This is a genomic window from Paenibacillus sp. PvR133 (assembly GCF_017833155.1).
GTDB classification, from domain to species: domain Bacteria; phylum Bacillota; class Bacilli; order Paenibacillales; family Paenibacillaceae; genus Paenibacillus; species Paenibacillus polymyxa_B.
In genome coordinates, this window is sequence record NZ_JAFIBS010000001.1 from 2,687,084 (window position 1) to 2,707,221 (window position 20,138).

Genomic DNA, 20,138 nt, shown 5'->3' on the forward strand with positions numbered 1-20,138 from the left:
ATCCAACCAATATAGAGAGGAAGTGGAGAGTTATGAAGCTCGTACTTTTGTCTGGTGGTTCCGGTAAAAGATTATGGCCTTTGTCCAACGATTCCCGTTCCAAACAATTTTTGAAGGTACTGGAGAGCCCGGAGGGGATTTCTGAATCCATGGTACAGCGGGTATGGAGACAATTGGGAGACAACGGATTATCAGAATCCTCGTTTATTGCGACAGGGAGAGCACAGGTCGAAATGATCCAGAGTCAGGTCGGGCCGAATACACGCATCATTGTTGAGCCGGAACGCAGAGACACCTTTCCTGCGATTGCGCTGACAGCGACTTATCTATATTCCATTGCAGGTGTTTCACCTGATGAAATTATAGCAATATTGCCTGTAGATCCTTATGTTGAGGATGCTTTCTTCGCTTCCGTAGCCCAGCTGGAACATACGCTTCAGGAGAGTGAAGGCAAGCTTGCTTTAATCGGAGTTGTCCCTTCCTATCCTTCAGAGAAATATGGTTACATTATTCCGAAAAACGATGCCACTCAAGGTAGCACAGGCTACCGTGAAGTGAGCCATTTTCAAGAGAAACCCGACCGGGAGCAGGCGGAGCGTCTGATTGAACGCAATGCTCTATGGAACTGCGGGGTTTTTGCATTCAAATTAAGTTATTTGCTGGATATCTTGGCATCCAAGGGGTTGCCACTTAATTATGAAGAAATGCAAAAGCAATACGCATCTCTGGAAAAAATCAGCTTTGACTATGAAGTAGTCGAGAAGGAAAAGGACATCGTAGTTCTTCCGTATGATGGTTTTTGGAAGGATTTGGGTACCTGGAATACACTCACAGAAGAAATGTCTAATCAACAAGTGGGCAGAGGTGTAGTAACGGAGGATTGCGTCAATACGAGCCTTATTAACGAGTTAGACATTCCTGTGGCGATCATTGGAACGAATGATCTGATTGTAGCCGCTAGCCCGGATGGTATTCTTGTGACCAATAAGGCTGAAAGTCCTCGCATTAAGGAAGTGCTCAAGGCTCATGATCAGCGTCCAATGTATGAAGAACGTCGTTGGGGGCAGTATCGGGTTGTCGATTATGTCAAGTATGACGAGGGTAACGAGGTATTGACCAAACGAATCCGCGTACGGAAAGGCAAAAATATCAGCTACCAGCTTCATTTCAAACGAAGTGAAATCTGGACCATTATTAGCGGTGAAGCGGAAATTATTTTGAATGAGAAGCTGCACAAAGTGAAGGCTGGTGACGTAGTACGTATCCCTGAAGGGACGAAGCATAGCATTTTGGCAGTGACCGATGTGGATTTTATTGAGGTGCAGACTGGCTCTGAGTTGGTTGAAGAGGATATTGTCCGCTTTTGTATGGATTGGAATGAAATTTCCCGTCACCAATTTATCTCCTAATTATTTTCGTAAAAACGAAAAAAAAGACGAATTCATGAAAATTCATAGCCTAAACTGTCGAAATTGGGCGAAAACCTGTAAATTCATGAACATGACCTATTAAATTTTGGTAAAAAAAAGTCGATACTTAGGGTAAGAAGGAATCCAAACTCCTTCCAACGATAAACGCAGCCCTGTCGAAAGGCAGGTACGCAAAGCTAAAGGGCCTTCCACAAGGATGGCAGCCTGGCTACCGAAAGGAAGAGCGAAAGTGAGATTCAATTTTATTCCTCTGTATCGACTGATACGTCATGTACTCCCCGTTGTTATGCTTTTTTCATTGTTGCCCGTCGGTTTTGGAGATTCTCTGTCGGTGGCGAATGCCGCTTCATTACAACCTGTTAATTCGGACGCTTCTACTCAGGCCCGTGAACTATACAATTATTTACTCAACATCTCAGGGAAAAAAATAGTCACCGGTCAGCATGATTATTTGGAAAGTCCAGATGAATTAAGTAACAAGGTCCAAAAAATCAGTCAGGCATATGTTGGTGTACACGGCTATGAGATGGGAGCTATCTCTGGTCAATCTGACGCTACGGAAGCAGCACAACGTAAAAATGTCGTCGATAGTGCTATCCGTTGGGACAGATCCGGTGGAATTGTGACGATGACTTTTCATGAAGCGCTACCAGGTAGGCCACTGACTTGGGCCAATGTACAGGCGAAAGTAAGTCAGGCAGAGTTCAACAAATACGTGACTCCAGGTACTGCGCAGTATAACCTCCTCATTGCCGATCTGGATAAGGTCGCTGTATCGTTAAAGCAGCTTCGTGATGCAGGGGTTCCGGTTTTGTGGAGACCTTACCACGAAATGAATGGTGACTGGTTCTGGTGGGGAAACAAAAATAATTTCAATCAGCTATGGAATATCATGTACGACCGTTTTACAAACACACATCAATTGAACAATCTGCTGTGGGTATGGAGTCCGAATGCTCCCAATTCGTATACCGTCCCATATACCCCGAAATACCCGGGGGATGACAAAGTGGACATTTTGGCAGTAGACATTTACAACAATGATTTTAAGCAAAGTCATTACGAAGGTCTGCTCGGGTTGGCACGGAATAAGCCGATTGCCATTGGGGAGCACGGTGAGATGCCTAGTTCTGAGGTATTGCAGGCTCAACCTAAATGGGTATATTCCATGACTTGGGGCAAGATGCTGACTGAGAATAACACAACAAATCAAATTCAGGATTATATGAATGATTCGAAGAGTTTGACGCGGGATGATGTGAAAAATGGGCTGGCAGCAATCGAACAACCTGGGACAGACGTACCGACCTTACCGGACGAGGGACAAAGTGAGCCTATCCCGGCTCCGACTCCTCCTTCCGTTCCTGATGTGGTATATGTGAACGGGCTGCAGGGCGAATATTTTAACAATATGAATTTGAGCGGAAGTCCTGCTTTGATCCGTACAGATAGCAAGCTGGACTACAACTGGCGTGCCAATGCAGCTGATCCAAAGGTGAATGCCGATCAGTTCTCGGTTCGCTGGACGGGTAAAATCAAACCGCAATATAGCGAGACCTATACGTTCACAACGATATCCGATGACGGTATCCGTGTATGGGTAGACGGCAAGTTGGTTATTGACAGCTGGTTCAAACAAAGCTGGACAGAGCGTAAAGGTAGTATTACTTTGGAAGCAGGCAAAATGGTAGATTTAAAAGTGGAATACTATGATGAAAAAGGCGACGCGATGGCACGTCTAATGTGGGAAAGTCAGCATGAAGCGAAAGCGGTGATTCCCGGAAACGCTTTGTTTCTTCCTTGATTGATACTCTTTCCCGGTCAAAAAATTTGAGGAGAGAGGGTGGATCATATGATAAAAAAATGGTTATCCCATAGGTATTCAGTAGTTTTATCTGGACTACTAGCGGTCGTAGCTATAGCGATGATCGCTTGGTTTATATACACGCCTTCAAGAAGCGCAGAATTGCAGACGGATAAAGTAGCGGCTGCCAGTCCAGTATGGAAGCTGGGTCAGAGGGATGACTCTTCAGCGGAATTCAAAGGTGTGGTCGGTAGGGATAATATCGATATTTCTACAGCAGCTGCCTCTACCGAATCGTCTGCTAAAGGATCATTGTCAGCATTGTCGGAAGCAGAGAGTACAACAGTTCCGGTATTGCTCAGCAGTGGAGATATTCCTCCCGGTTTGAATGCGTCCACGAACCCTGAACTGACACTCCAGTATAAGCTGAATCAGATTCCTCCCAATGGTATGATATTCCGTGTTCGGATTTTGGATGCGGGCAAAGCAGTCCCGCAAATGGCTGTATTTTCAAATCATCAGCTGTCCGGTATTATTCAGATTGCCGGGGTTTCCGGTACTGGGAGTGCTTATAATTTCAAAAACAACTACGAGCTGTATATACCCAAAGAGCAATTGCAAAGCGGTGTTAACGTACTCAAGCTAAAGACAGCGCGCTGCCTATACTGCTCCTCTGCAGAAGATAAAAATGTGTGGTGGACTTGGGATGACTTGAGCTTGGAGACGTTAGCTTCACCTGCGACCGAACCGGTACACGGTAAATATATACTGACCGGAACAAATGTGAACAATAAAGAATTTTATTATGATCAGGGTGCAGTTAAGCATTTACCATACGTTCTCAAGTGGCTGGGCATTGCTTATAGTGGCAACGTCATGAGGGTCACCTGTGCCAGTAATGTGGGCAAGGCCTGTACAGACGTGGATGATTACTATCAAACGTTAAAGCAGTATAATATGCAATCGTCTGCTTTGTATTTATATACAGGTGATATTAAGCTGCAAAAAGATGGTTCTCTACCAGAGACGGCCAAGCAAAAGTTGCGCGATTATGTAAAAAAATACGGTTCTTATCTTCAATATTATGAAGTAGATAATGAACCTGGATTATTTAATCGCTCCAAGGCGGTAAACCTGGCTGTGGCCAAGTGGTTGAATACAGAAGGCAAGCAATTGGCACCGCATCTCAAAACCGTAGCACCGGGCTGGGCCTACTGGCCAACGTACTCTACCAAAGCATGCAAAAATCAAACCAGTGGTACGCAAAAATGCGGTGACCCAGATGGATGGGAACGGGACCCGGCGCAACGTAAACAGCTGGAGGAAGTCACCGACCTGACCAATGGACACGCCTATGGTGAATCGTATAATGAAGAGGGCGGGGGCAGCTTCGTCCAAAATTTGAAAACCTTCGGCGGTTCGAGCAATGGACTGGCGAAAAAGATGCTGAACACAGAGTTCGGTACCAATGATACGCATCGAGACAATCCAGATTACGGGGCTAGTCAGCCACAAGCAGCTGCATTCGACCGGATTATGCGTTCGCAAATTGGGTTTGCCGATATGTTTATCCAGCACGCTGCTTTTTATAAAGATTATACGCTGTTTAAAACAGGCTTCGATCTGCAAAGTCATAACCCGGCCAACACAGAAATTTATCCGTTCGGGCAAGGACAGGACACCCGCGTTAAGATCATGAGACGCTTGAGCTTAGCCTATGCCACCCATGGAAAACCTCTGACTTATACAGTGCTGAATCCAGAGGATACCAAGGATAAGATGGTGTATGTTCGTGCGGTGGATACGTCCAAGCTTAAACCGCTGGCAGGTAGCGGCGCTACTTCAGACAAATTGCTGGTGAATCTAGTGAATTTCGAAGCTACCACGCAGACAGTTCGTGTACGCGTAACGATGCCGAAAGCCGGTTTGTACACGGGTGAACGTTTTGGAGCGGGTTCTACTTACAGTCAGGCACAACGTTCCATATCAGGGCTCAAGGCTTCTCCTGCTCTTGATTTTGAAGAAAAGCTGGGTCCTGGCGAAGCGGTACAATATATTTTGGAATTAAAAAGTACAGATCAAACCGCAGCTTCAGCTCCAACAGGGGTGAAGGCTGCCTCTGTTCAGGATGGGGCAGTAAAGATTAATTGGCTTCAGGCAGAAGGCGTATCTTCCTATGATGTGCTGCGTGCTGACGGGACCGACGGGGCCTATCAGGTGATCGCCTCGCAAGTAGCGGGAAGCACGTATACAGACCGCACAGTAAAAGCCGGAGGCCATTATGTCTACAAAGTTCGGGCGACCGGAGGCACTCAGGTTTCCCAGGCAGCCGAGGTCGCTTAATATTAGATCGGAATGTATATAGGACCTTAGATAACGAATACCTAACATCATTTCGAATTAAAACAAAAAAGAACCTATCAGGAGAAAATAGGACCTGACAGGTTCTTTTTTGTTGGAAAATCGTTCTGATTTGCCAATACTTTACGTATAATGAAGAAAAAAATAAGAAAATCCTTTTATATTCTCGTCATAAGACGACAACATTGCAGGTATGTATTCATATATAATAGTTTTGTTCATGACTATACATACATGGTTTGTGGGAAATCTCTTTCCGGTGACCAAGAATAATAAAGCGAGGTTAGTGCTGAATGAACAAGGAGACAGAATTAGGGGTGAACAACCCTCTTTTTCGAAACAACGTACAGAAAGCAGACAAAGCTGCCATCCACTTGGACATCCGGGACATCTTGCTCCAATGTGGTATCACGATACCAGAATGGCTAGAAAGCGACGCTGATGAAACCACATACCGGAAGGACAAGCGCGTGTAAATTCCAACGGCTGGTCTTACTTGATTGAGACGTAAGGCAGTCGGCCGCGTTCTTTATTCCATCATTCGTTCCATTCGGACAAATGCAATAAAACGTTTGGCTTCTTCCTCAGACAAGGTGCGTCCGTCAATGGTCAGGTTGAAACGTCGCAGAATATCCTCGTCGGACAGTTCAAGCTGGTCCACAAATTCCCTCACATCTGAATCCAATATTGCCGCCGGATGGCTCGTACGTCCCACCAAGTAGTCAATCGTTACCCCGAAAATATCAGCGAGCTTGGTCAGGATCTCAAAATCTGGCTTGCGCCTATTTTTTTCATAGTGAGAAAGAGCTGCCCGCGTAATTCCGAGGGATTGCGCTAGTTCCTCTTGTTTTAATCCCTTATGTTCTCGTAATTCAGCGATGCGGGTGCCATAATTCATCTGTTTTTCCTCCTGAAGGCAAGGTTAAGAAAGGTAAAAAAGCAATTTTACGCTTGACAAGATACGATTTGTATCATAAATTAGTTATGTAAGTTACATAACGTATCTTTATTTCATAGTTTTCACTTATGTCTTCGTTTATATACCCTAAGAGGCCACCGATGATTGAGCATTTTGTGCTTATTCGCTGGCTGGACCTTCTATGCGCTATTATACAACATTTTACTATAGATTAGAGGGTCATGCATCGTTCTTTTCCCCGTTATGCAGAGGATCAGTACAAGCGTTATTGCATCGAAAACAAGTCAATCAGGGAGGACTGGTCTTGTGCAGTTGAAAGAGTACATCCGTTTGATCCGTAAAAGAATGTGGTTGATTGGTAGCATCGTATTGCTGGTATGTACTGTAGTGGGCATAAAAAATGTATATTTTACCCCGCAGATTTACGAAGCTACCGCAAAGCTCATTATCAACCAGACGCCACGACCGGATCGTGCAGGTGTCGTTGATTACAGTGTAGTTCAAACGAATATAGCCTTAACGAACTCCTATAAGCAAATCATGATCTCCTCGGCGATTATGGATCAGGTGGTCGCCAGCTTCCCCGACCTTAAGGTCACTCCGTCAGCTTTGGCGTCAAAATTAAGAGTGAACACCGCAGGTGATTCACAGGTCATGGATGTAACAATCCGCGATTTATCGTATACGAAGGCTGTGAAAACCGTCAATGCGGTAGCCAAAGTATTCAAACGGCAAATCCCCTCTATCATGAAAATGGACAATGTCACCATCCTAAGCGAAGCCAGTCTGAATGATCCAGCAGTTCCCGTGAACAGTAATCCCGCTATACAGATATTTATTGCTTTTGCCACCTCTTTATTGTTGGGAATAGGCTTGGCGTTTTTGCTGGAGGTACTGGATGATACATTTAAGAATGAAGAGGATATTGAAAAAGAACTCGGTCTGCCTACCCTATCCTTGATTACGAAAATGAAAAAAGAAGATAAACGCTCCGACAGCTCCACTACAACTCCTAAACAGGTAGGTGAAGGGCAATATGCCGCGATTAATCAATAATCAGCTCGTTACATCCCTACATGCTCAGTCTTCCGTTTCGGAGGAGTACCGCATGCTTCGTACTAACATCCAGTTTTCTTCTATAGACGAGCCGATTGAGGTTATGATGGTGGCGTCCGCTCAGGCGGGTGAAGGTAGAACGGTCACGATTAGCAATTTGGCTGTAACCTATGCGCAAGAGGGGAAAAAGGTGCTGATTATGGATATGGATCTGCGTCGTTCCTCTTTGCACCATATGTTTGGTTTGCGTAATCACACGGGGCTGACACGGGTGCTTGCCAATCAACAGGCATGGCAGGATGTGGTTCAGGAAACCGGGATTGACCATCTGCATGCAATTACAGCCGGACCGAACCCGCCCAATCCGTCCGAGATGCTCAGTTCCCGCAGAATGAATGCTCTGCTGGTTGACCTAAAAGAACATTATGACGTGATCTTAATGGATACGCCGCCGTTGCTGTCCTTTCCGGATGGCTTAATTATAAGCGCTATGTGTGACGGAGTCATTCTGGTGGTGCAGGCAGGGAAAGTCAAAAAGGATATCGTCAAGAAAGCAAAAGCGAATTTGGAAAGAGTAAAGGCGCGCATTCTGGGTGTAGTACTTAATAATGTGAAGCGTTCGAATACCCGCGCCGAGCGGGGGATGGAGGAACGCAATCTGACATGAATAAAAAGGAGGAAAATGATAGTATATAAAATTCTTTTAACAATGTATAAATAATACTTATCAATAAGGAGCGAGGTGATGAGACGTGTCTTCTTCCCGCTCGAACGAGGCCGAAGTGCTGGGCGCGTCAGTGGATGTTTATTCGGTTGCTCATGGGCTTGAACGGCGGCAAGGATGGAACGTATACCCGTTCGTGAAGCGAAGCATGGATATTATATTGTCTTTCATTGGAATCATCGTGCTATGCCCGGTATTTCTGCTTGTCATTTTGCTGATTAAGCTGGAGGACCCAAAAGGAAGTGCAATATTTTATCAAGTACGTATTGGAAAAAACGAGCGGCCGTTTCGCATGATCAAATTTCGTTCTATGGTGTCTGATGCCGAAGCCAGATTGTCTGCACTGCTGGTGGAAAATGAAATTGAGGGTGCGATGTTCAAAATGCGGGACGATCCCCGAATTACCCGTGTGGGTCGCTTTCTTCGCAGAACGAGCATCGACGAGCTGCCACAACTGTTCAATGTACTACGTGGGCAGATGAGTCTGGTAGGACCCAGACCCCCATTGCCAAGAGAAGTCCATGATTACACAGTGAGGGATAAGCTGCGTCTGACGGTTACACCGGGCTGCACTGGTCTATGGCAGATCAGCGGTCGTAATCATTTAAGCTTTAACCAGATGGTAGAACTGGATTTGGAGTACATATCCAGACGCAGTTTCCGCACAGATATGATCATTATGCTGAAAACATTTCGTGTGCTGCTAGGCTCCAAGGATGCGTATTAAAGTCTTTCATTTTCACGAAGAAGGTAGGGGATAAGTATGGATCTTCATTCCAACATATATGTAGCAGGGCATAATGGACTGGTGGGTTCCGCTATTGTCCGAGCGCTTCAGGATGCGGGTTACCGTCATATTATTACTCGCACAAGCCGTGAGCTGGATCTACGCAATAAAGAGGCAGTAGATCATTTTTTTGAAACAGAGCCTGTGGATTATGTATTTCTGGCAGCGGCCAAGGTTGGTGGGATTTTGGCGAATAACGAATATCCGGCTGATTTTATCCGTGACAATCTGCTTATACAAACGAATGTGATTGATGCGGCATACCGGGCGAATGTAGGCAAGCTGTTATTCCTCGGCTCTACTTGTATCTATCCTAAATTTGCTCCGCAGCCGTTGCGGGAAGAATATCTGCTTACAGGTGAACTGGAGCCTACTAATGAGGCCTATGCAATTGCTAAAATTGCCGGGATTAAAATGTGTCAGTCTTACAACCGTCAGTATGGAACCCGGTTTATTTCTGTGATGCCGACGAATTTATACGGTCCGGGCGACAACTTTGATCTCCAGACCTCTCATGTGCTGCCTGCGCTCATCCGCAAGTTTCATGAAGCCAAGCTGAATCAATCTCCGACTGTCGAAGTATGGGGCTCAGGTACGCCGCGGCGAGAATTTCTTCATTCTGATGATTTGGCTGAAGCCTGTCTGTTCCTGATGAACAATTATGAGGGAAATGAAATTGTAAATATCGGCGTAGGTGAGGATATCTCTATTCGTGAGCTGGCTGAACGAGTGAAGAATGTAGTCGGCTATGAGGGAGAAATTACCTTTAACACCTCCGCTCCTGATGGAACGCCGCGTAAGTTGGTAGATGTATCCCGAATTTCCGAGCTGGGTTGGTCGGCGCGTATTTCACTAGAAGAGGGATTAAAGTCTGTGTATCAGGCATTTCAAGGTCTGGATCTGGTTGAACAATAAAAAAACGGTGGGGGAATGGGAATGAAAAAAGCGCTGATCACAGGGATTACCGGACAAGACGGGTCCTATCTGGCTGAGTTGCTGCTGTCCAAGGATTATGAGGTGTACGGGGTGCGCAGACGAACCAGCACACCGAACTTTGAAAATGTAGCGCATATCCAGAATGACATCCACTGGCTTTCCGGTGATATGACCGATCTGGCTTCATTGATCGAAGCCGTGCGTCAGTCCGACCCGGATGAGGTCTACAACTTGGCTGCTCAATCCTTCGTAGCGGCCTCATGGCCGCAGCCGTTGGCTACAGGTCAGATTACAGCGCTGTCTGTCACCAATATGCTGGAGGCGGTTCGAATTGCCAAACCGGAAGCGCGCTTTTATCAGGCGTCAAGCAGCGAGATGTTCGGTAAGGTGCTGGAGACACCGCAGACAGAAACGACTCCGTTTTACCCACGTAGTCCCTACGGTGTCGCCAAAGTGTACGGCCATTGGATTACAGTGAACTATCGCGAAAGCTTTAATATGTTTGCTTGCTCTGGCATTCTGTTCAATCACGAATCCCCACGCCGAGGACTGGAATTTGTAACGCGTAAGGTGTCGGATGCGGTAGCTCGTATCAAGCTGGGGTTGCAGCAGGAGCTGCGCATGGGAAATTTGGATTCACTGCGAGACTGGGGTTTTGCAGGGGATTATGTAAAGGCGATGTGGCTGATGCTTCAGCAGGATCAACCGGATGATTACGTCATTTCCACGGGAGAAATGCATTCTGTGCGTGAACTGCTGCAAATTGCCTTTTCCCATGTAGGCCTAAATTACGAGGATTACGTCGTGATCGATCCTCAATTTGTCCGTCCGGCAGAGGTAGATCTATTGCTCGGCGATTGTGCCAAGGCGAAAGAAAAGCTGGGCTGGCGATTGGAAGTAGGCTTCGAGCAGCTCATTCATATGATGGTGGATACAGACTTGGAGCGGGTAAAAAGGCAGGCTGCAGTTGAAGCTTCTGTCGTCGTGTAAGAGATGGAGAGGCCATCCGCCTGGGCGGGGGTCTCTTCGCTGTACGCAAGGTCATTTTTCAAGATGGAGTAAAACCTATGACATTAGTCGAAAAACGCGCCAAACCGCGCAGAAGTTTGCTGGTGAATACATCATGGCTGTTCGGTGACAAAATGATTCGCATGGTGTTCGGCCTGGCAGTCAGCATCATCATGGCGAGAGTGTTGGGACCAGAGGAACTGGGAAAGTGGAATTATGCGGAATCCTTTTTCGGGATGTTTCTGATTTTCACGACCCTTGGCTTTGATTCTATATTAGTACGCGATCTTGTCAAAGACCCCAAGGATGAGCATGAGCTATTGGGTACGGCGGTTCTGCTGAAATTGGTAGGTACTCTGATAGCCATTGTACTGTCCTATTCCTTCATTTCACTGCTCAGACCGGAAGACAGTTCGGTGCGGTTGATCAATCTGATCCTGGCTACGGCCTCGGTATTTCAATTGTTTGATATCATCGACTACTGGTTTCGTGCGCAGATGCTGTCCAAATACACGGTCGTTGCCAAGAATACCGCCTTTGTTCTCGGCTCCACCATTAAAATCATTCTGTTGTTGTCCGGTGTTCCGATATGGGTGGTGGCGTTGTGTGCTCATGGAGAGTTTCTGTTGGGGAGCCTGCTGCTGCTGTATTTCTTCCATAAGGAAGGACGACGTGTGAACCGATGGACGTTCCGTTTAGCCACAGCTCGACGAATCATGAATCACAGCTGGCCGCTTATACTGTCATCCTCTGCTGTATATGTACAGGCACGGATCGATCAAGTCATTATCGGTGAACTGCTGGGGAACGCTGCGGTTGGGCAATACTCCGTTGCACTCCGACTTATCGAAGTGCTGGGCTTCATTCCGGTTGTACTGACAACGGCCTATGCTCCAGTAGTAACCCGCTCCAAGCAGAAAGGAAGCGACGAATACAGACAGACATTGTCTACGGTGTATCGCCTGATGTTTATATGCTTTCTTGTGACCTCGGTACCTTTATTTTTTCTATCCCAATGGGTAGTGGTTGTGCTGTATGGGAAAGAATTTACCGAAGCAGGTTCGCTGTTGTCTCTGTTTGCGATTCGTCTGTTTTTCACCAACTTCAGTGTTGCTAAAAGCTTGTTTATTACCAATGAAAATTTGTTCAGATACACGCTGCTGACCTCGGTGGTGGGTGCGGTTACGAATATCGCTTTCAATTACGCGCTAATCCCGTTGCTTGGTGTCCGAGGGTCGTTAGTGGCGACGATCTTGTCCTTTACGATATCTGTATTTCTATTAGATTTGCTATTTAAGGAAGTTAAATCTAATTTGGGTTGGATGATGAAGTCCATCCTGACCTTCTGGCGTGTTCATATTACAGTACCGAAAGTTGGAGAGAACAATCATGATACCCATTAAACCGTTTGTTCGGCATGAGGAACAGTGCCCTCATTGTGGAGGTAAGGTACGTGGTGGAGAGGTGCTGTGGCAGGGAATCCATGTATGTGTCAGCACTGCGTGTGAGGGGTGCGGACGTGAATATCTCGAGGACATGAGGGTCGGTCATGCTACGTATTCACCTTATCGTGTAGAAATGCCTGACTATATTCTGACCGGTGATGCGAAGTCGAGAAAATGGCTCGGAGAGCCTTTGCGGCAATCGTTGATGAATCCTTCCTATGACTTAGCAGTCGGCATGACTGTGCATAAAATGAAAGCTTCTACACGTGTGATTATCATCAACACAATGGATTATTTGTATGGTCATGCTTTGCTCAAGCTGCTCAATGTGCAACGCGAATACGAGCAATCGCCGGACCTGGGCATCATCGTCATTGTGCAAAAGTCGCTGGAATGGATGGTGCCAGCATATGTGTCTGAAATTTGGACGGTTGATGTGCCGTTCAGCAGAGCACGAAACTTTTATCCTGTGTTACATCATCGGATGATTGAGGAACTGATGCGCTTTGATGAGGTGTATGTCAGCCCGGCATATTCACATCCCAATCAGTTTGATATTGAGCAGTTTACAGGTGTCTCCCGCTATGACGAGGGGCGTGAGTCGGAGCCGCGCATTACCTTCGTATGGAGGGAAGATCGCTTGTGGAGCGGCAGCCATCATATCGCAAGAGCGGTACAGAAATTTCCGCAGCTCAAACGTTGGCTAAAACCGCTAATTTATCATCAGCGCAGTAAAATCATACGGCTGTTCCGCAGGCTAAGAGAAAGCTTCCCAGATCATCGTTTTACAGTCGCTGGACTTGGGCGTACCGGGAGCTTCCCGGCATGGATTTCTGATGAGCGTGTCACACGCTTTGACCGGGAAAGTGAGCTGCGGGTCTGCGAGGTATACGCAGCCAGCCGATTAGTGATCGGCATCCACGGTTCTAATATGCTGCTGCCCTCTGCGCATGCTGGCATGACTATTGATTTGATGCCCAAGGACCGATGGGGGAATTACGCTCAGGATATTTTATTTCACGAAACGGATCATCGGCTTACAGCCTACAAATACCGCTTTGTGCCGATGGAATCGAGTGTGACTCTAGTGGCGGATATGGCAGCTGCCCAGCTCAAAGGGGCAGACCATTTTAATATGCAGATGATGGAGGAAAGGCAGCGTGAACATTCAAGTTGGAGGGGAAAGGCCGCTTCGGGGCGGGTTTGATCCTGGAGCAACTATTGTGGATGGAAGGCCGCTTCGGGACGGGTTTGATCTTCCGATCGCTGTTGACGAGAGATTCCCTAGATTGAATAGGCACTGTAAGAGGTCGGAATCCCTCGTCAAAGGCGAACGCTACGCTTCTCCAGATTCAAATCCTTACCCTCCGCTACCCACCGCCGCCAAAAAGAATTTCCCCCAGCCCATAAGGTGGGGAAGGTAAAAGCCGCCTGGCGATAGCTTCGCCTTATCGCCGCGAACTTCACGCCGGGCATGTATGCCGGCGTAGGGCACACTCAGCACAGTTCTCTGTCAAAGTGACAGCGTTCAGTGGATATCAATCTTTTAGCAGGCAGCAATCTAGCATAGTTAAGGTCTCGTGGTCAGCCCTGCGGTAGTAGCTCTATGCTGTTCAATCATTTATCGCTAATGTGATCGGTATACAAGGTAGCGCGAAGTCAACGCCTGCATGCATTCGCTCGCGTATATCCGCGCAGCGAGGGCACTTCATGCCCAGCATTCCCTTTTTTTAAATGGGGTGACTTTATGGACCCGGCGGTCAGCAGCGGAGCGTTCCATTTGAATCTGAAGAAGCGCTAGCGTTCGCCTTTGCAGTGGGATTCTTACCTCGGAGTGTTTTATATATCCAGGAATCCGACTGCAACAGCGATCGGAAGATCAAATGGAACGCGCAGCGGTCTCTAAACCCCGCCGCCATAACTCACCCAATATGAAATGGCAGGAGCCCTGATGATGATTCAAAAAATATTGTATCTCCGCAATTTTGCCAGCAAGGTGAACGGGGACTCATACAATTTACAGGAAGTCGGTTTGGGCAAAGCACTCGTTCGAAAAGGCTACGATTGCGATATTGTTTACTACAACGATCGTAAGGAAACCCATCTGGAACAGGTCTACCGTCACGAAGGATGCACCCTGCGTATTATCTGGCTCCACGGGTTTAAGTTCTTAAGCAACAGCATCTACAGAGATGTTCTCAAAGATTCTTTTCTGGATGCCTATGGTCTGGTCATTACTACAGAATACAACCAGATCATGACCTATCTGCTTTCCCGCAAATGCCCTGATAAGCTGGCGTTGTATCACGGCCCATACCGGGATAACACGCACGCGCTGATCCGCAAACTGTACGATATTATGCTGCTGCCGAAGGTAGCAAAATCTCTAAGCCGTACCTATGTCAAATCCGATCTCGCCAAGCGCTATCTGGAGAATAAAGGTTTTGACAACGTGGTTACGATTGGAGTCGGACTGGATCGCAGTAAAGTAGAGAGAGCATTCGACAGTGACACCAGTAACAACAGTGAAGACATAAGCGGAGAACGTGAGGAAAACCGTGAGGTCGCGAATGAGCTGCGTCGAATCGGAGATCGTCCGGTGCTACTGTATGTTGGTGTACTGGAGGAACGGAGAAATATACGTTTTATGCTGAGTACGTTCAAAAGGGTACTCCAAAAGCATCCTAGCTGCCTTTTGTTAATGGTCGGGAATGGACGGAAGACGGACACAGACCGCTATTGGACATATGCTCATGAACTGGGAATAACGGACAGTATTATACATTTTTCAAGAGTGGAGCAACGTCATCTGTGGCAGGTTTATGGAGCGGCGGATGTGATGCTGTTTCCGACCCAATACGATATTTTTGGTATGGTGCTGCTGGAAAGCATGCTGTTTCGCGTCCCGATTATCTCTTCGGTAAACGGGGGCTCGATTACCTTGATTGAGGACGGAGTGAGCGGAGTCATGCTGAGAAGCTTTTCAGAAGAGGAATGGTCTGGTCGGATAGGCGCTTTGCTGGATAATGCTGAGCTGAGACGAAGTATGGCGGAGAAGGCCTTCCTTACGGTCGAGCGTATGTCGTGGGATCGCATTGCGGATGAAATAGTAAGCCATCAAGGGATCAAGCCCGGGGATTCTAACCACGTTATGCAATCAACGCAGGAAAGAGGGGCAGCCACGTGAGCCAACAGGTCAGCAGACAGATGAACCCTCCTGTAAGCAAGGTGCTGATCATCCATAACTTTTATCAGCAAAGCGGGGGAGAAGACAAGGTTGTCGAGCAAGAATCGGCTATGCTGCGTTCCAGAGGAATAGAGACAGAGCATTACTATGTGCACAACGACAGCATTCAAAGCAGAGGGCTAGCGAACATGGCAAAGCTGGCAGTAGAGGCGGCATGGTCCCTGCCGGAATTCAAAAGAATTAAGAAGCTGCTTTTACAGGTGAAGCCGGATGTGGTGCATGTGCATAATTTTTTCCCAGTTATATCTCCTTCGGTCTATCATGCTTGTGAACGGCTGGGGATTCCGGTTGTCCAGACACTGCATAATTACAGGCTGATTTGTCCGGCGGCAACCTTTATGCGAGGGAATAAGGTTTGTGAAAAATGTCTGCACGGCACGCTGCTGCACTCCATCCGTCATGGATGCTATCGAGGTTCACAGCTTCAGACGATTCCGGTGGCGGCGATGATTAAGTTCAACGATCTGATCGGCACATGGCAGCACAAGGTAAGTCGCTATATTGCGCTGACGGAGTTTGCACGGGACAAATTTGCCGAAAGCGGTATTCCGCTGGATCGTATCGCGGTAAAGCCGAATTTTATCCATCATAAAAAAGTGAAAACCCAGTATGACCCGAATGATCGTTATTTGTTGTTCGTGGGGCGGATTTCTGCTGAAAAAGGGGTTCGCAATCTGCTGCAAGCCTGGTCACAGTTGGAAGATCGGGGGGGATTTAGACTGGTCATCATTGGGGATGGTCCGGAAAAGGCTGAATTGGCCGCTGCTTATCCGCAGGAAGATGTTCGGTTTCTCGGTAAGCAGGATGGAGACACGGTACTGGATTGCATGAGCCGAGCCATGTATGTCATGGTGCCTTCCATTTGGTATGAAGGATTTCCCATGACCATTGTAGAGTCTTTTTCTGTTGGAACCCCGGTATTATGCAGCCGGCTCGGCGCACTGGAGGAAGTCGTGGAGGACGGGGTGACGGGTTTCCATTTTCAACATGATGATTTGGAAAATATAAAGACTGTGATTCGCTGTGCAGTAGCCTATGAAAACTATGCAACTATGAGACAGAAGGTGTCGGAAAATTATGCTGCACGCTATACGGAAGAAGTGAATGTAAAGCAGCTGATGGCGATATATAGCGAGGCGATGGAGGAGCGTGATTATGAAACAGCTGCCCCAATATAGAGTCGGAAGGATTGCGGATGCAGATATTGCAGCACTTACGTTTCAGGAGACGGTACACATGCTGGAACAATGGGCAGTCGAACGAAAGGACGGCTATGTTTGTATTTGCAACACGCATTCCATTGTCACAGCCGGGAATCATTCCGGGTTCCACGAAGCGCTCACTCAAGCCGATTTGTGTACTCCGGACGGTATGCCGTTGGTATGGGCGCTTAAGCTGTACGGATTTGAGCGTCAGGATCGGGTAGATGGTCCCAGTCTGATGCTCAAGTTGTGCGAACGTGCGCCACAGACGAAGGTGAGTATATATTTTTACGGCAGTACGCCGGATACGCTGGATAGCTTAAAAGAAAGAGTAGAACAGGATTACCCCGGAATCCGCATCGCGGGCAGCTTTTCACCACCATTTCGTGAGCTTCACCCAGATGAGGAGGAGCGGATCATTGATGAAATCAATGCGTCCGGCGCGCATATCATATTCGTCAGCTTAGGCTGCCCGAAGCAGGAAATATGGATGCATCGAAACAAAGACCGCATTCATGGCGTGATGATTGGAGTAGGGGCGGCCTTTGACTATATCACTGGAAAGGTTCGTAGACCGCCACTAGCGATACAAAAGCTGGGGCTGGAGTGGCTGTACCGTCTGATCTGTGAACCGAAGCGATTATGGAAGAGGTATGCCTATAACAATCCGATGTATGTATACCGTTTTCTAAAATCTTATCGGCAAAACAAACGGCTTACGCTTTATCATAATCGGCTTGCAGGAAGAGATATAGAGAAGTGAAGTCGGTAAAAGCAGGATGCAATGAGACAGCATGTAAAAGGGGGAGTTGCTTTGAAGTTATGTGTAATTGGTGCAGGGTATGTCGGGCTGGTGTCGGGGGTCTGTTTTGCCGCACTCGGGAATACCGTCGTCTGTGTAGATCAGAATGAGGATAAAATTCATCAGCTGCGTGCAGGTGGGGTGCCGATTTATGAACCGGGATTAAAGGCTCTAATTAAAGATAATGTAGAACAAGGCCGACTAAGCTTTACAACAGATACGGCTGCTTCGGTGGAGGCAGCCGAAATTGTTATTTTGGCAGTCGGTACACCTTCGCTGCCAGGCGGAGAAGCGAACCTGTCCTATATTGAAGAAGCCGCCTGCGAGGTGGCAGACGCCATGAATGGCTACAAAATAATTGTCACCAAAAGCACGGTGCCTGTCGGAACGAACGAACGTATTCAAAATTGGATTGCGAGCCGCACAAATTATCCGTTTGGTGTGGCTTCGGTTCCCGAATTTTTACGTGAAGGTTCAGCAGTCATAGACACCCTACAGCCAGATCGAATCATCATCGGAGCTTCCGATCCGCATGTGTCCACTGTGCTGACTACACTGCACGAACCGTTGACGACAAATATCGTAACCACGAATATCCGTTCGGCGGAGATGATCAAGTACGCGTCGAATGCTTTTTTGGCGACCAAAATTTCGTTTATTAATGAGATTGCAAATATTTGTGAAAAGGTGGGCGCAGACGTTACACGCGTGGCACACGGTATGGGGCTGGATCAGCGGATCGGTTCCTCCTTTTTGTCTGCTGGTATCGGCTATGGGGGTTCCTGTTTTCCCAAGGATACACAAGCTCTGATCCAAATTGCTGGCAACGTGGACTATGAATTCAAGCTGCTGAAATCTGTGGTGGAAGTGAATCAGGGGCAACGTTTTAACGTGATTCGTAAGCTAAAAGAGGCGCTGGGTGATCTGGAAGGAGCCACGATTGGCATATGGGGGCTGGCCTTTAAACCGAATACAGATGATGTAAGAGATGCCCCGGCGCTGGATATTATGCAGTCGCTGCTGGAGGCAGGGGCGCAAATTCGTGCATATGACCCGATCGCTACCGCTAACTTCCGCCGACTGCTGGACAGCTCGGAAGTAACGTGGGCAGATAGCGCACGAGAAGCGGCAGAGGGATGTGACGCACTGTGTCTATTGACGGAATGGGAAGAGTTTGGTGATATCGGGTTGGGTGAGCTGAATGAGCTTATGAAGTATCCAATTATGATTGACGGACGCAATGTGTACAGCGAGGAGCAAATCAGACAATCCCCCTTTGCATACTATTCTGTCGGTAGGCCACAGATGAACAATCTGGATGTAGATCGTTATCAGTCTGTAGTAAATCCGTAAAGGGGAGGCTGCATATGAAACGATGGCTGAAGATGACATTGGGGGCTGCGGCGTTATTGGTCGTAGGGGCTACTGCCTACACCGCTTATGTGTATCATTCCTTTAAAACAGCGGCGAATGCGATGTATCATCCGCGCAGCATCGTGCAGCCTGGGTCGGTTTCTACCCTTGCAACGGGCGGAGCAGGGCGATCCGTAGATACAGACTCTGGATCAAGTACACCCAATCCGGCAGCCATCTCCCAGTTCAAGCCGTTCACCGTGCTGGTACTGGGCGTAGATCGGCGGCCTCACGATCCAGGACGATCGGATACGATGATCGTCTTGTCTGTTAACCCTGCCGAAGGCTCTATGTTGATGTTCAACATCCCACGTGATACGCGAACAGAGTTGATCGGCAGGGGGCGTGAGGACAAAATCAATCACGCTTTTGCTTTTGGGGGCGTGGATATGTCGATCCGTACGGTAGAGCATTTTTTGAACCATCCGATAGATTACTATGTACAGATGAACATGGAAGGGTTTGCGAAAATGGTGGACCTTGTGGGGGGAGTCGAGGTTCATAACCCACTTGATTTTCAATATGAGGGCCATCATTTTGCGCAGGGTAATTTGAACTTGAACGGGGCTGAGGCGTTGGCCTACGCCCGTATGCGTTTTGATGATCCACGTGGGGATCTCGGAAGAAATGCTCGCCAACGGGAGCTACTCAAGCAAATTCTTGCCCAGTCCATCAGCAAGGAAGGGCTGTTGAGGGTAAAACCGATACTGGAGGCAGCGGGGGAGCAGATTCGCACAGACATTACCTTTGACGATATGACCACCTTCCTGACCCGGATCGGTCCGTCCCTCAAGCAGACGGATAGCGTTGAGCTGAAGGGACATGGGCGTAAAATCAACGGCGTGTATTATTACATTGTGGATGAGCAGGAACGCCAGCGTATCCATGGAGTGCTGGAGAAGCACATGCTTACCACGGCCATATCGCCTTAGGTAAGCCTTATGTAGACGGGTGCCCTATTGGGAGGTCACCCGTTATTTTCTTATAAAGTCTTCTAAAAAAGG

General features: G+C 47.6%; 17 protein-coding genes and 1 riboswitch. Of the genes, 16 read left to right on the forward strand and 1 reads right to left on the reverse strand.

Annotated elements, in window-relative coordinates; genetic code table 11:
- The first annotated feature begins 32 nt into the window (after positions 1-32).
- From JOE49_RS11715 to JOE49_RS11730, 4 genes are all read left to right on the forward strand, one after another.
- On the forward strand, positions 33-1,409 hold the full coding sequence (locus JOE49_RS11715; protein ID WP_013309163.1) for a sugar phosphate nucleotidyltransferase: 1,377 nt from the start codon (positions 33-35) through the stop codon (positions 1,407-1,409).
- Positions 1,410-1,565: 156 nt separating this feature from the next.
- A riboswitch (cyclic di-GMP riboswitch) is annotated at positions 1,566-1,646 on the forward strand.
- 13 nt (positions 1,647-1,659) lie between these two features.
- Positions 1,660-3,234 (forward strand): glycosyl hydrolase, encoded by a 1,575-nt coding sequence (locus tag JOE49_RS11720; protein ID WP_071559045.1) that lies wholly within the window; start codon positions 1,660-1,662, stop codon positions 3,232-3,234.
- A gap of 48 nt (positions 3,235-3,282) precedes the next feature.
- Positions 3,283-5,577: a PD-(D/E)XK nuclease family protein gene (locus tag JOE49_RS11725; protein WP_209941260.1), complete on the forward strand. Its 2,295-nt coding sequence runs from the start codon at positions 3,283-3,285 to the stop codon at positions 5,575-5,577.
- Positions 5,578-5,888: 311 nt separating this feature from the next.
- Complete coding sequence (locus JOE49_RS11730) at positions 5,889-6,071, forward strand: hypothetical protein (RefSeq protein WP_071559043.1); 183 nt, start codon at positions 5,889-5,891, stop codon at positions 6,069-6,071.
- Positions 6,072-6,124: 53 nt separating this feature from the next.
- Here the strand turns inward: JOE49_RS11730 and JOE49_RS11735 are convergent, their stop codons facing one another.
- The gene (locus JOE49_RS11735) at positions 6,125-6,493 is read right to left on the reverse strand and encodes a helix-turn-helix domain-containing protein (protein WP_023987431.1); all 369 of its coding nucleotides are present in this window, start codon (positions 6,491-6,493) and stop codon (positions 6,125-6,127) included.
- Between the two features lie 327 nt (positions 6,494-6,820).
- Between JOE49_RS11735 and JOE49_RS11740 the strand changes: the two genes are divergently transcribed.
- The 12 genes from JOE49_RS11740 (at position 6,821) to JOE49_RS11795 (ending at position 20,066) form a co-directional block, all read left to right on the forward strand.
- The gene (locus JOE49_RS11740) at positions 6,821-7,570 is read left to right on the forward strand and encodes a YveK family protein (RefSeq protein ID WP_023987432.1); all 750 of its coding nucleotides are present in this window, start codon (positions 6,821-6,823) and stop codon (positions 7,568-7,570) included.
- On the forward strand, positions 7,551-8,237 hold the full coding sequence (locus JOE49_RS11745) for a CpsD/CapB family tyrosine-protein kinase (RefSeq protein ID WP_023987433.1): 687 nt from the start codon (positions 7,551-7,553) through the stop codon (positions 8,235-8,237). The genes JOE49_RS11740 and JOE49_RS11745 overlap by 20 nt, the downstream gene beginning before the upstream one ends.
- A gap of 85 nt (positions 8,238-8,322) precedes the next feature.
- Positions 8,323-9,021, forward strand: coding sequence for a sugar transferase (locus JOE49_RS11750; protein ID WP_023987434.1), 699 nt, complete (start codon positions 8,323-8,325; stop codon positions 9,019-9,021).
- Positions 9,022-9,057: 36 nt separating this feature from the next.
- On the forward strand, positions 9,058-9,996 hold the full coding sequence (fcl, locus tag JOE49_RS11755; protein WP_013309171.1) for a GDP-L-fucose synthase: 939 nt from the start codon (positions 9,058-9,060) through the stop codon (positions 9,994-9,996).
- A 21-nt stretch (positions 9,997-10,017) separates the two neighbouring features.
- The gene (gene gmd, locus JOE49_RS11760; protein ID WP_023987436.1) at positions 10,018-11,007 is read left to right on the forward strand and encodes a GDP-mannose 4,6-dehydratase; all 990 of its coding nucleotides are present in this window, start codon (positions 10,018-10,020) and stop codon (positions 11,005-11,007) included.
- Positions 11,008-11,084: 77 nt separating this feature from the next.
- Entirely contained in the window at positions 11,085-12,428 is a 1,344-nt protein-coding gene (locus JOE49_RS11765; protein WP_053324853.1) for a flippase, read from the forward strand.
- Complete coding sequence (locus JOE49_RS11770; protein ID WP_209941262.1) at positions 12,415-13,677, forward strand: hypothetical protein; 1,263 nt, start codon at positions 12,415-12,417, stop codon at positions 13,675-13,677. Before JOE49_RS11765 ends, JOE49_RS11770 begins: the two co-directional genes overlap by 14 nt.
- 747 nt (positions 13,678-14,424) lie before the next feature.
- Entirely contained in the window at positions 14,425-15,657 is a 1,233-nt protein-coding gene (locus tag JOE49_RS11775; RefSeq protein ID WP_209943603.1) for a glycosyltransferase family 4 protein, read from the forward strand.
- Positions 15,654-16,895 carry a glycosyltransferase family 4 protein gene (locus JOE49_RS11780; RefSeq protein ID WP_209941264.1) on the forward strand — a complete coding sequence of 414 codons (1,242 nt, stop codon included), beginning with the start codon at positions 15,654-15,656 and terminating at the stop codon, positions 16,893-16,895. The genes JOE49_RS11775 and JOE49_RS11780 overlap by 4 nt, the downstream gene beginning before the upstream one ends.
- Positions 16,873-17,682 (forward strand): WecB/TagA/CpsF family glycosyltransferase, encoded by an 810-nt coding sequence (locus JOE49_RS11785; protein ID WP_209941266.1) that lies wholly within the window; start codon positions 16,873-16,875, stop codon positions 17,680-17,682. Before JOE49_RS11780 ends, JOE49_RS11785 begins: the two co-directional genes overlap by 23 nt.
- A gap of 51 nt (positions 17,683-17,733) precedes the next feature.
- Entirely contained in the window at positions 17,734-19,074 is a 1,341-nt protein-coding gene (locus JOE49_RS11790) for a UDP-glucose dehydrogenase family protein (RefSeq protein WP_209941268.1), read from the forward strand.
- A 14-nt stretch (positions 19,075-19,088) separates the two neighbouring features.
- Positions 19,089-20,066 carry an LCP family glycopolymer transferase gene (locus JOE49_RS11795; protein WP_209941270.1) on the forward strand — a complete coding sequence of 326 codons (978 nt, stop codon included), beginning with the start codon at positions 19,089-19,091 and terminating at the stop codon, positions 20,064-20,066.
- The last annotated feature ends 72 nt before the right edge of the window (positions 20,067-20,138 follow it).